Source organism: Flectobacillus longus, assembly GCF_030056705.1.
GTDB lineage: Bacteria > Bacteroidota > Bacteroidia > Cytophagales > Spirosomataceae > Flectobacillus > Flectobacillus longus.
The window spans coordinates 73,234-87,650 of the sequence record NZ_JASHIC010000004.1; the positions used below are offsets into that span (position 1 = coordinate 73,234).

8 protein-coding genes and 1 tRNA gene are annotated in these 14,417 nt (G+C 35.5%); 6 read left to right on the forward strand and 3 right to left on the reverse strand.

Annotated elements, in window-relative coordinates; all coding sequences use genetic code 11:
* Positions 1-232 precede the first annotated feature (232 nt).
* Positions 233-305 (forward strand) — tRNA-Thr (locus tag QM491_RS03225).
* Between the two features lie 55 nt (positions 306-360).
* Here the strand turns inward: QM491_RS03225 and QM491_RS03230 are convergent.
* Positions 361-4,479, reverse strand: coding sequence for a hybrid sensor histidine kinase/response regulator (locus tag QM491_RS03230; RefSeq protein WP_283325802.1), 4,119 nt, complete (start codon positions 4,477-4,479; stop codon positions 361-363).
* A 975-nt stretch (positions 4,480-5,454) separates the two neighbouring features.
* Between QM491_RS03230 and QM491_RS03235 the strand changes: the two genes are divergently transcribed.
* From QM491_RS03235 to QM491_RS03255, 5 genes are all read left to right on the forward strand, one after another.
* A complete protein-coding gene (locus QM491_RS03235) occupies positions 5,455-6,426 on the forward strand; it encodes a VOC family protein (protein ID WP_283325803.1) in 972 nt (323 codons plus the stop codon).
* 201 nt (positions 6,427-6,627) lie between these two features.
* Complete coding sequence (locus QM491_RS03240) at positions 6,628-6,930, forward strand: hypothetical protein (RefSeq protein ID WP_283325804.1); 303 nt, start codon at positions 6,628-6,630, stop codon at positions 6,928-6,930.
* Positions 6,931-7,068: 138 nt separating this feature from the next.
* Positions 7,069-9,084: an NAD(+) synthase gene (gene nadE / locus QM491_RS03245; RefSeq protein ID WP_283325805.1), complete on the forward strand. Its 2,016-nt coding sequence runs from the start codon at positions 7,069-7,071 to the stop codon at positions 9,082-9,084.
* 161 nt (positions 9,085-9,245) lie between these two features.
* Positions 9,246-10,004, forward strand: coding sequence for a type III pantothenate kinase (locus QM491_RS03250; protein WP_283325806.1), 759 nt, complete (start codon positions 9,246-9,248; stop codon positions 10,002-10,004).
* A 424-nt stretch (positions 10,005-10,428) separates the two neighbouring features.
* Positions 10,429-12,882, forward strand: coding sequence for a TonB-dependent receptor (locus QM491_RS03255; protein ID WP_283325807.1), 2,454 nt, complete (start codon positions 10,429-10,431; stop codon positions 12,880-12,882).
* A 160-nt stretch (positions 12,883-13,042) separates the two neighbouring features.
* Here QM491_RS03255 and QM491_RS03260 read toward each other — a convergent pair whose 3' ends face one another.
* Both QM491_RS03260 and pgeF read right to left on the reverse strand, forming a co-directional pair.
* Entirely contained in the window at positions 13,043-13,219 is a 177-nt protein-coding gene (locus QM491_RS03260) for a hypothetical protein (protein WP_283325808.1), read from the reverse strand.
* Between the two features lie 424 nt (positions 13,220-13,643).
* Entirely contained in the window at positions 13,644-14,387 is a 744-nt protein-coding gene (gene pgeF, locus QM491_RS03265) for a peptidoglycan editing factor PgeF (protein ID WP_283325809.1), read from the reverse strand.
* Positions 14,388-14,417 lie beyond the last annotated feature (30 nt).

The following is a 14,417-nucleotide window of genomic DNA, read 5'->3' on the forward strand; positions in this document are numbered from 1 at the left end:
CCTTTTAGTATAAATTAGAGTTTATACAGAGTCTGTCCTAAAAATAAAATTTCTTTTGATTGAAGCATTCAAATCCTATTTTTATTTATAGCTAAACTATTAAAAATGAAAAACTTAACTATTTTACAAAATATTTTTTGAAAAATATTTTGTAAAATAGTTGCATGATATAGATGAAAATACTAATTTTGCACCACGTTAAACGACAAACAAATCAATAACGTTGAAAAAAGCCTTCTTAGCTCAGCTGGTAGAGCAACTGACTTGTAATCAGTAGGTCATTGGTTCGATCCCGATAGAAGGCTCAAAAGCTCGACAAATGTCGAGCTTTTTTGTTTTATATTCTGTTTACCTTTTTATTTAGGAACGTTCTATAGCCCATTTTTGCAGAGTATTAACAATCGTATCTAAACTAAAAGGTTTGCTCAAATAGTCGTTCATACCTGCTCCTTCAATTTCTTTTTGACATTCATCTATCGTATTAGCTGTCATGGCAATAATAATAGGCTGTTTTGAATGTAACTTTCTAATTTCTACAGATGCTTCGTACCCATCCATTTCTGGCATTTGTACATCCATAAAAATTAAATCGAAGCTTCTTTCTTGAGTAACTAATAAAGCCTCAAGTCCATTATTGACCATTAGAGGTTGATACCCTAATTTATTCAAGACTTTACCAATTAGGTACTGATTCATAGGATTGTCTTCAGCTACGAGTATTTCTAATGGATACTGCTGAGCAAAATCCAAAAAGAGCTTTCTCTGATGAGTTATATTGACCCCTTCATTTGTTTTCTCCGTCTTTTTTAATATCATCAAAAGGGTTTTACTCAACAAATGTTGCTTTACAGGTTTGGTGAGTACCGCAGCAAACAGCTCCTTATGGTTTTTATGCGAATCATCCGTCACTGAGGTCAACAAGATAATAGGCAGGTTTTTTCTTTGTTCACGAATATTTTTGGCAAGCGCAATGCCATCCATTCCAGGCATCTGGCGGTCAGTTATAATAGCATCAAAAAGTAAGGATTCATCTGTCAATAAAGCCAATGCTTGGTCAGCTCTTTCAACCAAAACTACCTCTAATCCCCATGAGCTCAATTGTTGCTTGAGAATTTTCAGATTTGTTTGATTATCATCTATGACCAATATTCGTTTATTGTCAAAACTTACTTCATTAAGCAAGCGATACGACTGAATAGGTTCTTTACTAATTTTTGAGTGAATTGTAAAATAAAAATTACTTCCTTCCCCTTCTTTACTTTCTACCCCAATAGCACCACCCATTAGTCGGATAAGCTTTTCGCTAATGACAAGTCCCAAGCCTGTTCCACCATATTTACGTGTTGTTGATGAGTCTACTTGCGAAAAAGCACGGAACAAGCGTGAAAGTTTATCATTTGGGATACCGATACCTGTATCTATTACCTCAAACAATAAATCTACATGTTCTTCATGTTGATTTTGAAGCTGTACTCTTACCAATATTTCGCCCTTTGTAGTAAATTTAATGGCATTTCCAACCAAGTTGAGTAGTACTTGACGCAGTCGTTGCTCGTCGCCTACAATTTGTTGAGGTACATTATAGCCAATTTCGTACATTAAGTCCAAACGGGCTTCGGAGGCTTTGGAAGCAAACACATCAAGCATTTCTTCTACACAAGCACGCACATCAAAAATTCGCTCTTCTAGTTCAACATTACCCGATTCAATTTTAGAAAAATCTAAGATATCATTTATTACTGCCAGCAAATCTTCACCACACTGCTTAATTGTTCTTACATAGCTCACCTGTTCTTCGGAAAGATCTGTTTCGTTGAGTAATCCTGTCATTCCGATTACTCCATTCATTGGAGTACGAATTTCATGACTCATCGTTGCCAAGAAAATACTTTTGGCTTTATTGGCTTTTTCAGCTTCCAAACGAGCCTTATGCTCTTCATCGGTGGCTTTTTGTAACTGAATCGTTCTTTCTATAACTTCCTTTTCTAGGCGTTCATTTTGTTTATGAATCGTACGTACTCGCAACCAATATGCCAATAAAATTACACCTAATCCCAACATAAGCACGAATACTTTGAACCACCACGTCATCCAAAACGGTGGTAATATCACGATTTCGAGCATTATACCATCAGAGTTCCAAATCCCATCATTATTAGATGCCTTTACTTTAAACCAATATGTACCTGGGTTTAAATTGGTATAGGTTGCACTTCGATTACTCCCAACATGATTCCATTGCTTATCAAAACCTTCAAGTTTATAAGCATATTGATTTTTTTCGGAAAGGGTAAAATTTAAAGCAGCAAACTCTAAAGTAAATACCGATTGGTCATAATTGAGTACAATTTTTTTAGAAGCATTTATATGAGTTGGAAAATTAGGGTTTGAAAATCCTGTTTTGATAGGGGTATTAAAAATCGAAAGATTAGTTATATATATAGGAGGTACAAATGTATTATCTTTAATACTATCGGGGTAAAAACTATTGAATCCGTTGGGGCCACCAAAATAAATTTCTCCATCTTCGGTCATAAAGGAAGCACGAGCTTTAAATTCATTACTTTGTAGACCATCAGCTAATGAATAGTTTCTAATGTAATTCCTGTTGAAGTTAAACTTTGTCAAACCTTTATTGGAGCTAATCCAAAGGTTTTGCTTTTTATCAATCACTATACTTTTAATCGCATTATTGGCAAGGCCATCAATTTCTGAGAATCTTTTAAACTTTCCAGTTTTTATATTCAGTAAATTCAAGCCTCCACTCGTACCAATCCAAAGGTACCCTTGAGGTCCATCTGCAAAACAAGTGATATAGTCATTTGAAATACTTTGCGGGTCGGTAACTTGATGAATATAACGCACAAATGACTTTGTGCTAGGAATATACCTAGCTACACCTGTTTCGGTTCCTACCCATATTCGTCCAGCGTTATCCGCAAAAACTGTATTTACATTATTATTGGGAATGGAATTAGGATCATGAGAATCGTATTTGAAAGTCGTAACGTCATGAGTCTGTGCATTCATAAAGCATAAGCCTCCATTCCAAGTCCCAATCCAAAAATTCTGTTGATGGTCTCTAACAACGGAATTTACACTCCAAGAGCTAATGCGAGCCTTGGGGTCTGGTGTATCTAAAGAATAATTTTCAAAAGTTTTGGTCAGGATATTATACAAGCCAAAACCTCCTCGGTGATATCCCAATGCCAACATAGCTGGATTAAAATAATCAACTGCAATCACAAAATCTGTTTTAGGACTATTGGGGTTAGTAGGATTATTTTTGATAAAATCAAAAATCTGAGTTTTGCGATTGAAATAGTTGATACCTCCTCCGTCTGTGCCAATCCATATTTGATTTTTTCCATCTCCAGTAATAGACAAAACAAAATTGTTGTTCAAGCTATTACTTCCAATTTGATTTTTATAACTTTTAAATTTCCGTCCAAATTTTGGTAAGAAGTTTACACCTCCCGACCATGTCCCTACCCAAATATTACCAATATCATCACGATAGATACTATATACAGAGTTATTGCTAAGGCTATTTGGGTCATTAGCATCAAACTTATAAGTAATAAATTTGAAACTTTGGAGATTTAGCACACTTAACCCACCATTTTCTGTTCCAATCCAAATATTATTTTTTTCATCTTCTTGAAGGCAAAGAAGATCATTGTGTGCCAAACTATTAGGGTCGTTGATTTTGTGTTGAAATATCTGAAAGCTATCCGACGACTCATTATAGAGATTTAACCCTCCTCCTCTGGTTCCAATCCACATACGATTATGGCTATCCTTCAAAACACTTGTAACCCAATTGTTAGACAATGAGGATTGATTACTATTATCGTGAAAATAGTTACGAAAACGCTTGGTATTAGGATTAAAAACAGACAATCCATTTTTACACCCAATCCATATATTCCCTTTGGCATCTTCGCTCATTCGATATATGTAACTATCTGCTAACGAATTGGCGTTATTGTCAAGATGTTTAAAAACACTAAAACTATTTTTGAGTCCATTAAATAAATAAAGTCCATTGGCAGTTCCAAGCCAGAGGCGTTGTCGGGAGTCGATAAAAAGGTCTCTAATTTTTATATCAGGAAGCTGTGTAGTATAATGGGTAAAAACGTCTGTAGTCTTATCAAATTTGTCAAGGCCTCTGCCTGTGGCAATCCAGATATCTCCTTTTAAATCCTCTACAATATCAAAAATATTGTTGTCAGAAAGCGAATTAACATCGTTTGGGTAATGTTTGTAAATGGTAAAAGTATATCCATCAAATTTGTTGAGACCTTCTTGTGTGGCAAACCACATAAAGCCTTGTTTGTCTTTCAAAATAGCCCCAACCTGACTTTGAGAAAGCCCTTGATTGGTACCATAATGAATAAAGAAAGGTTTGAGTGCTTGTGCAAATGAATCATTGCACAATTGCAGCCACAAGACCAACAAACAAATTACACGAATCATAGTTGAATAGGACAGGAAAGCTATAGCAAAGCTAACCTCAAAATTAGATTGACGGTTTATTTTGGCATGTTCATTTACAGCCTTTTATGATTTTCTAACATGAATTCTATATTAATGAATAAGGCTTTAGAGATTCAATTATATTAAATACAATTCAAAATAATTTTCTTTTTGTAAGACTTCTTAGGCAGGATAATTAAATATATATAATTTTCTAATTCAAAGTTAAAAAAAAATAGGGATTCTTAAAACATACTCTATTTTTTTTGAGTTACAGAGATAAATATAAAATTTTAAAACAACACTTTCTACTTTTATCAAAAATGTACGACACTTATCAAACTATAACAAATATATAACACAACATATAATAGCATTTATTTAAAATATTGAATTTCAACATATTACGATAAAATAAATTGTACAAAAACAGAAATATTTAGTTATACAGATTTATTAATAAATTATTTTAGCAACAGGATATTCTACGTATATCATAAATTTTCCCCTTATTTCAGGAAATTTCTTTTATTTTTTTCTTGCATTGTTCATTTATTGCTACTATATTTGTTCAAGCCAGCTTCAAGTAGTCACAATTTTATAAAACAAGTAAACTTGTAATACCTAGTCACTAGATAAACCGTCTTTTTAGTTAAGTATTACAGTGTTCTATGATATTTGGAAAATGCATCATTAAAGCATAATTAAGTAATACTTTAAAATGAGCAACATAGAGTACTACCTTTAATTATCTCGTCTTTTCCAAATTCCCTTTTTTTACGAAAAATTAATCTTTTTCCAACTCATAGTCGTATATATCCCAATCAGATATCGATGAAGGTTATTATTTGCCTAGTGATCAAATAATCAATGACAAACACGTATTTTCTAGTTAATCGATAAGCAAAATACCGCAATCATTATTAATATTATTTCCACACTATATTTATCGCAACACATTAAAAGATTATAATTATGAACAATTTCCTTACTTTGTTAAAAAAATCTGTTGCTAAAATGTTGGTTAGCAACGTATTGATGGCTTTTGGAGCACTTGCTCTTTTGTCAAATAGTGTTTCTGCCCAGTCTGAAAGTGTAAAACTTGATTATTTTAGTTTAGCTCTCGCTAACCAAGACGAAAAACCTAAAGCGATGTTCTTCTTTCAAGAAGTTTTGGGGGCAAATCTATTGACAAACAATGATCAAAACATTTATGAATTTGAATTACCTAACTCGCCAGTAATCAGAGTATTCAAAAAAGAAAAACCAGAACCAAACGCTACTTGTAACTACAACAAAAGTGTTGAAAACTGGGGCTCATGTATCAACAACTATGGTTTGGCATGGATTGTTGTTGCTACTTCAGATTTGAAAAGAACAGCCAAAGAATTGAAAGCTGCTGGGTATCCAGTCAAATACAGCAAATCAATGCTTCCTGACGAGCCAACAACAGAGGTCTTAATTACTTCCCCTTTCAATAATCAATTGTTTTTGTTTGTTCAACGTGAAAACGTTAGTACTTCAACTTGCAAAATCGAAAACATCCATTTAGTTGTTGAGAATTTAAAAAAATCAATTGGTTTTTATTCTGATACAATGGGTGCTTCTGACATAGAGTATGTAAGTGACGTATGTGCTAAAGTTCAAATTGGTGGACAAAATTTTATCCTTGCCGAGCCAGAAGGTTTATTGTTAGAACCATCTCAGTTTAACAATGGTACAACCAACGAGGCTAGTGTAATTAAAGAACATTTTGGGTTTTTATTCAATGACTTTGAGCAAGGCATATATGCTATTAACGGCAAAGGATACTATTTTAAGAATTCCCCACAACCACAATATCGTGACAACAAACACAGTCATTTTTCAAATGGTCAAATTTTAAGCCCTGATGGCTTAGTGATTGATTTAGGCGATATGACCGTTAGCAGATACTCAAGACAATAATATTCGTCTCTCGAAATTTATTATATACAACATTATATTCCTTACTTATTTTTAAATATATCTATTTTGTAATCGTTAAAATTTAAGGTAGTCTTCCATCGAGGGCTACCTTTTTATTTGCTATTTTGTGCAGGTAAAGTTTAGATTCAACAGAGAATACTAATTTTGTAAACTTTAATTAAATCATCTTGTGTCAACTATATGAAACTAAGAGCATACATTTTGTTTTTGTTACTCGCTGGAGCTTGTCAATTGCTAACAGGCTGTATTTGGGCAAGAAGATGTCCTGAAAAAACTTGTAGAGTCAATACAGAACACCGTCATGAGGGTGGTAATTTTCGTCCACGTGCTGCATTTTCTTGGGTGACTACCAAAAAACATTGGCCATGGAGTAGATTAGGCGAGGGAAAAAAATATAATGGTAAAAAGGATAAAAAGACAGGAAAAAAGAAATTCAAGTATCTATTGCCAGGTGAAAGGGTTGATTTTGACAAAAAAAATTAGTGCATATCACTGACCACCAAGTCAAGGAACTCGATTTAGCAAGTTTTTTGTTTTGTCAAAAAGCATATCCTCTTATAACCAATGCCAAGCATGGTCTTATTGGCTCAGTGCTTACACTATTAATTATCCGAAAATTCTATGAATTTAATAAAAGTTGCTGCCGGTGTGGTCAATCAAACACCCCTGGCATGGGAAGGTAATAAAAGAAATATTATTGACTGTATCGAAGAAGCTAAAAATCAAGAAATATCTATCTTATGTCTGCCCGAATTGTGTATTACTGGCTATGGCTGTGAAGATATGTTTTATGCTACTAGCACATGCGAGACTGCTCTAGAAATACTCCAAGACATCGTTGAAGTTACCTCAGGCATTATTGTTTCGGTAGGCTTGCCAATCCGAATTAATAACCGTGTTTATAATGTAGCATGTTTGATTGCTAATAAACAAATTCGTGGTTTTGCATGTAAAAAGAATTTAGCTAATAATGGTCTTCATTATGAAACTCGCTGGTTTCAACCTTGGCCAGACAATCAGCGAACTGAGCTAACAATAGGTGAGTTTAGTTACCCCGTTGGTGATTTAATCTTTGACGCAGGAGGTATCAAAATAGGTTTTGAGATATGCGAAGACGCATGGATTGCAAATCGTCCGGGTCGTTCTCTGTATCTGCAAGGCGTCGATATTATCTTGAATCCAACGGCTTCGCATTTTGCATTTTTCAAAACTCAAACACGCGAGCGCCTTGTTCAGGATGGCTCTAGAGCCTTTGGTGTAGCTTATATCTATGCAAATTTATTAGGAAACGAAGCGGGTCGTGCAATATTCGATGGCGATGCAATGATAGCGCAAGCAGGCGAAATGTTGGTTTCGGGCACACGCTTTAGCTATCGTGATTTTTATTTGACACCTGCCGTGATAGATATTGATAAAGTACGTTTGGAACAAGTTCAAAATCGCTTAACTTTTTCAGGTACTTCTCAGAAAGTACCTTTCCTATACGACTTCCCTCCTATCAAGCCCATCAAGCAACGTTTTGAATTAGAACATTGGGAGGCAAAAGGTTTTCAAAAAGAAGAAGAATTTGCACGAGCAATTGCCCTTGCCCTATTTGATTATCTCCGAAAATCTCGTTCGTCGGGTTGGGTAATATCGCTTTCGGGTGGAGCTGACTCTTCGGCTATTACAGGTCTGTGTTATTTGGCGATTGAGCTTGGAGTTGCAGAACTAGGACTAGAGGGTTTCAAACAAAAATTGGGATATATCAAGAAAATCCAAGACTGCCAAAGTGTTCAAGAATTATCGAAGGCCTTGATTACCAATATCTATCAAGGAACTGAAAATAGCTCGGATGATACACGCTATTCGGCAAGCTCACTGGCAGAATCTCTCAATACGACCTTTTACCATATTAATATCAATGGTTTGGTAGAAACCTACAAAGATTTAATTCAGGGAGCTATTGGAAGAAACCTTTCTTGGGAAACCGATGATTTGGCTCTTCAAAACATACAAGCGAGGGTTCGTGCCCCAAGTGCGTGGCTATTGGCTAATATTAATAATGCCTTGTTGCTGGCTACCTCAAACCGCTCGGAAGCTGCCGTTGGGTATGCAACTATGGATGGCGATACTTCTGGTTCTATTTCACCAATTGCAGGTATTGACAAGCATTTCTTACGTCACTGGCTACGCTGGTTGGAAAATACAGGGCTAGATGGACAACTAAGACTTTCAGGTTTGAAGGCAATGAACAATTTGCAACCAACCGCAGAACTTCGCCCATTGGAAGCAAAACAAATTGACGAAGAAGATTTGATGCCTTATGATCTTCTGAATGCGATAGAGACCGCTGCTTTTCGTGATAAGAAATCACCCAAAGATTGCCTTGAATTAATGGAATTAGAGTTTGAAGATATTTATAGTAGAGAAAAATTAGTTATAAGTATCGAGCGATTCTTCCGCTTGTGGAGTCGAAACCAATGGAAACGTGAGCGTTATGCACCAAGTTTTCACGTAGATGACCACAACCTCGACCCACGCAGTTGGTTGAGATTCCCTATTTTGTCGGGTGGCTTTGACAAAGAATTAGCCGATATGCACGACTATGCCAACGATTCGAAGGGCAAACAAAGAAAAGGTCGTATAGGTTTCTAGTGATTTTTAATCCGTGGAGACCTTTTCAAGAAACCCTCCACGGATTGTATCTTTTTGAGATACATAAAATCCTTAAAATAATATGTACTTTTGAAAAAGATTTTAACCCTTTTCAAATTATTCATTAAGCTTTTTGGCAGAAAGTTTCTGTCATATATTTTATGCTTTTAGCAATTGATATAGGCAATACAGATATTGTTTTTGGTGTAAACGATGACCAGCAATGGATTCAACAGTTTCGCATAAGCTCCTCTTTTTCGCAACGTTCTCAAGATTATGAGGCGCAACTTCGTTTGCTTTTTTTAGAAAACTCGCTCAAGCTTAGCGATATTCATCATATCATTATTAGCTGTGTAGTACCTGATTTACGAGCCGTAATCAAAGATATGTCGATTACCATGTTTGGTATTCAGCCCATCATGGTAGGACCAGAAATGTACGATAAACTCAACATGGAAATTTTGAGCCCTTACGAAATTGGTACCGATTTGGTTTGTAATGCGACGTATGCCTATTATACCTATCACCAAACTTGTTTGATTGTAGATTTTGGCACAGCCCTTACCTTTACTGTAGTATCGGGAGAAGGCAAAATCTTGGGTGTTTCGATTGCCCCTGGGCTTAAAACAGCCGTAAAATCCTTGTTTTCTAATACTGCACAATTACCTGAAGTACCCTTATCTATGCCTGAATCAGCAATTGGAAAAAATACTGTCCATGCGATTCAAGCAGGAATCTTGTGGGGATACGTAGGTATGGTAAAAGAAATGATTCATCAAATCAAACTAGAAGTTGGAAAAGAATGTAAAGTGCTGGCTACTGGTGGACTTTCGTCTATCCTTACTCCTCTTCGTTCAGAGTTTGATGAAGTAGATAAAACCCTTACACTAAAAGGTTTAAAGATTATTGCTTCTCTATAATACATTGCTTCAGGATGCACCCCTAATCGCATCCTGAAGCAAAATTTTCTACAATTTACAAGTCGACATACTTTTTTTCTTCAAAAACACCTCTCACTTACTCCTCATAATCAACCACTTATCATAATTCATCTGTACAGGTAAACTTTTTTTACAATTTTTACAACATCATCTGCAACCTTTCATTGGACTTCTGCATCCTATCTACAAATTCTCTCACAAGTCATTTTTCATTCCAAATGCTTTCTTGGCTCAATTTACCATTTATCATTTGGAGAAACCAATCAGGTAGTTTGCATTGCAAAGTAGCTTGTTTCGCAAGTAACTTTGAATCAAATCTCAAAGGGAGATATAACATTCACATTACCTCAAGTGCCTCTAAACCTATTTGAGACACGATACAATGATAAAACACTTCAAAAAGATGAAACGATTTATACTTTCGACAATCATTACTTGTGGATTGAGCTATGCGGGAATGGCACAAGTAAAAGGAAAAATTTCAGGCTCGGTTAGCGACAACCAACATAAAATTGTAGAATTCCCAACTGCAACACTTCTCAAAGCAAAAGATAGTACCTTGGTAAAAGGTGCTTTGGGCGATGCCAACGGTCACTTTGAATTTGAATCAATAAATGCTGGTGAATACCTTGTGAGTGTAACTCAAATGGGATATAAAAAGTACTTTACGCCAAAAATCATCATTGCAGAGGGAAATACAAATGTCAACTTAGCAAGCATTGTATTAGTAGAAGAAAGTAAACAGCTTAGCGAGGTTACAGTATCTGCACAAAAGCCATTCATCGAACGTCAGGTTGATAAAACTGTTGTCAATGTCGAAAACAGCATTATGGCGGCAGGTTCTACTGCATTAGAGGTATTAGAACGCTCACCAAATGTGATGATTGACAAAGATGGAAACATCAGCTTGAAAGGCAAACAGGGCGTACGTGTCATGATTGATGGTAAAATTTCATATTTGTCGGGTCAGGATTTAGCAAACTTTTTGCGTAATCTTTCGGCAGAACAGTTATCTCAAATTGAGATTATGACCAATCCTTCCTCTAAATACGACGCAGCAGGTACAGCAGGAATAATCAATATCAAGTTGAAGAAAAACGTTAATATGGGTTTGAACGGTTCTGCTAACGTAGGTATTGGACATGGTAAATATTTGCGTGAAAATGCTGGGATAAACCTCAACTATCGCAATGGCAAAGTAAATGCGTATGGTAATTATAGCTGGAATGAACGTCGTCAGGAAAATACCAATGATATTTACCGTTACTTCAGAGCACAAAACGAAATGTATCATGCCGATGGTAGACGTATGAGTTTTAACTACAATCACTCTGTAAAAGCGGGTGTAGATTATTTCATTTCTGATAAAACAACAATTGGTGTCTTGGTCAATGGTTCATCAGGAAGTTGGGGCGCAGACTCAGCTTTGACAGTAACAACCAAATATGTGAACAACAAACTTACCCAGACTATTCCAACGGCAAATAATGTATCGCAACCTTGGAAAAACATCTCGACTAACTTGAATTTAAAGCATACATACGATTCAACGGGTCGTGAGTTGACAGTCGATTTGGATTATGCTTATTATGACAACCGTTCGAGCAATGACTATATTACTCAATATTTCAATGGGAATGATTTAACGAGCAAATTTCGTTCGGATTCTACTTTGGTAAACAAAAGTCTTTCTGGCATCAATCAATATTCGTTAAAAGTAGATTATACCTTACCTGTTTCAAAAGTTACCAAATGGGGAATGGGTGTAAAAGCAAGTTATGTTGTTACTGACAACGATTTGAAATTCTTCGAAAAACAAGAGGGCAACGGTTTGAATTTATTAAAAAGGAACAGTAACCAGTTTGTTTATAAAGAAAACATCAACGCTGCTTATTTAAACTATCAAACTAAATGGAAAAAATTCAGTGCGCAAGTTGGGTTACGTGCCGAATGGACTATTGCAGATGGTAAGTCGACAAGCTATGAAACACTAAAAGATTCAACTTTTACACGTGACTACTTGAAATTGTTCCCAAGTGCATTTGTTCAATACGAAGCCAATAAGAATCATACATTAGGCGTAACTTACAGTCGTCGTATCGACCGCCCAGGTTATGACCAATTAAATCCATTTGTCTTTTTCTTAGACCCATATACTTATCAAGTTGGTAATCCATATTTACGACCACAATTGACCAATTCATTTGAATTAACGCACTCGTACAAAGGCATCATTTCTACAACGGTTAACTACAGTCACACGTCTGATTTTATGTCTGAAATCTTGAAACAAAATGATGCAACAAGAGCTACTTACCAAACGGTAGACAACTTAGCTCAACAAGATAACTTTGGCGTGACAATTTCGGCTCCAGTACCAATTACAAAATGGTGGATGAGTGTAAACGAGTTTAATTTGAATTATACCAAAGTACAAGGCGCAATTCAAAATATTAATGTAGTTCCGTCAGCAACCAACTATTATTTCAACTCGAATAATACGTTTAGCTTAGGCAAAGATTACAAACTTGAATTGGGTGGTTGGTATGTTTCTGGTGGTTTGTGGAGTATTTTCAAAATCAATTCACAAGGTGCCGTAAACTTCGGTATCCAGAAAACTTTACTTGACAAGAAAGCGACTTTGAAATTAAACGTTCAAGATATTTTCTTTACCAACAAAGCTACGGCAACAACACAATATGGCTCAGTTGATATTATTTCAAGCAATACGTGGGATAGTCGTCAGGTACGTTTGACATTTAGTTATCGTTTTGGTAACTCAAAAGTATCTGCTGCTCGTAACCGCTCAACAGGCTTGGATGAAGAAAAAAGTCGTGTGAAGAATGGCGGAAACTAATAAAGTGCGGAATTTTGGATAAGGTGTTTCGAGTGAAACTATAAATTAGTCAATAAACAAAAAAGACTTGAGATTGGAGAGGTTACTTTCCGTTCTCAAGTCTTTTGCTTATCAAGAGGTTGCCAAGCTGATTTGATTTTTTCATAGATACATTACACTACTAGCTTACACGGTACATCGTTATACTCTGGTTGCTAAGCATGAAAGCTAAAATTGCTTTCCAGAATGATTTACGATTACTTTTTTCTGATTTTGCACTACTCTGAGTAGTTTTGGCTTTACTTGCAGCTTGTGATTCCTTCACAATTAAGTCTGCTAATAACAAATTGTATTTCATTTGAAGTGTATTTGAGTGAAGAGTGTCCTCCGCTTACAAAATCGGAAGGTTGCGAGAGATAACACGAATGTAATTTTCTATTAATCAAAAAATTACGCAACATTTAACACTCTAAAACTAAACCAGTGTTACCTCATTTTGTATTATGACGCAAAGTTAAGTCATTAAGTTTCAAAGAACCTAAAATATATAACTTTTCAAATACAAGTTCTTTAATTACTACAATTTTATTGAATTTTATCAAGAAAACACCCTTCAAATAAGTCAATAAAATCCTTTATTTCCACAATATCAAAAATGGCTATCGAAATAAGATTCGATAGCCATCTGTATAAATTTCAGAAATAGAATGTCTATAAAGCAGTTTAATCAATAATAGTTAGCCTTGGGCTTCAAATTCGTTAGGTATTTATCAAGAGATTAATTATTCAGGCTGAATGCCTATAATTGTAGTAAACCGACCAGTATTACCTTTTTCCTTTCGAAAAGAATAATAATCATCGTTATTTAAAATGGTAGAATACTTCGAGACTTGAATATGTTCGAAAGGAACACCACAGTCTAAAAGTTGTGCGAAATTAGCCTTTTTTAGGTCGATAAGGTACTTCTGTCGTTCTTCATCAAACCTTTTAAAATCAGGCTTAAACTCATCAGCAACTTCAATTCCTACTTCAAAGTTTTTTTCGTCGATACAAGTACCTACATAAGCAAAACAATTTTCAGGTCTTGTACCAAACTCTTCTTGCATTTTCTGAAGCGCCTTTGCTGTGATTTGTTTGACTGTCCCTCGCCAACCTGCATGCACAGCACCAACAGCTTGCTTAACAGGATCATAAATCAAAATGGGGGTACAGTCTGCCACTGTCACACTCAAAAAAACACCTTTGCGATTTGAAACCAAGGCATCATGCCCTTGAAATGTTTTGCCTCTTGTCACCACAACTACCTCATCGCTATGGGTTTGCCGAGAATGAGCTACTCTACGTTCGCCTATTCCTAAGGCATCATACAAGATTCTACGGTTTTGTATGATAGTTTCTTTTTTATCACCGCTATACAAGCCCAAATTGAGCGATGTATAAGGTTTTTCGCTTACACCACCATGCCGGGTGGTTTCGGCAGCAACTAAATTTGTAAATTGCCCAAAAATTTCAGGTCGTCTGAACATGTTTTATAAGTTTAAATTTTTCCCGCTACA

What these genes read in the sequence shown, in the direction of transcription:
- QM491_RS03240 (WP_283325804.1), top strand. Translation starts at nt 6,628, where the DNA reads ATGAAACTAAGAGCATACATTTTGTTTTTGTTACTCGCTGGAGCTTGT.
- QM491_RS03250 (WP_283325806.1), top strand. Translation starts at nt 9,246, where the DNA reads ATGCTTTTAGCAATTGATATAGGCAATACAGATATTGTTTTTGGTGTA.
- QM491_RS03260 (WP_283325808.1), bottom strand. Translation starts at nt 13,219, where the DNA reads ATGAAATACAATTTGTTATTAGCAGACTTAATTGTGAAGGAATCACAA.
- nadE (WP_283325805.1), top strand. Translation starts at nt 7,069, where the DNA reads ATGAATTTAATAAAAGTTGCTGCCGGTGTGGTCAATCAAACACCCCTG.
- pgeF (WP_283325809.1), bottom strand. Translation starts at nt 14,387, where the DNA reads ATGTTCAGACGACCTGAAATTTTTGGGCAATTTACAAATTTAGTTGCT.
- QM491_RS03230 (WP_283325802.1), bottom strand. Translation starts at nt 4,479, where the DNA reads ATGATTCGTGTAATTTGTTTGTTGGTCTTGTGGCTGCAATTGTGCAAT.
- QM491_RS03255 (WP_283325807.1), top strand. Translation starts at nt 10,429, where the DNA reads ATGAAACGATTTATACTTTCGACAATCATTACTTGTGGATTGAGCTAT.
- QM491_RS03235 (WP_283325803.1), top strand. Translation starts at nt 5,455, where the DNA reads ATGAACAATTTCCTTACTTTGTTAAAAAAATCTGTTGCTAAAATGTTG.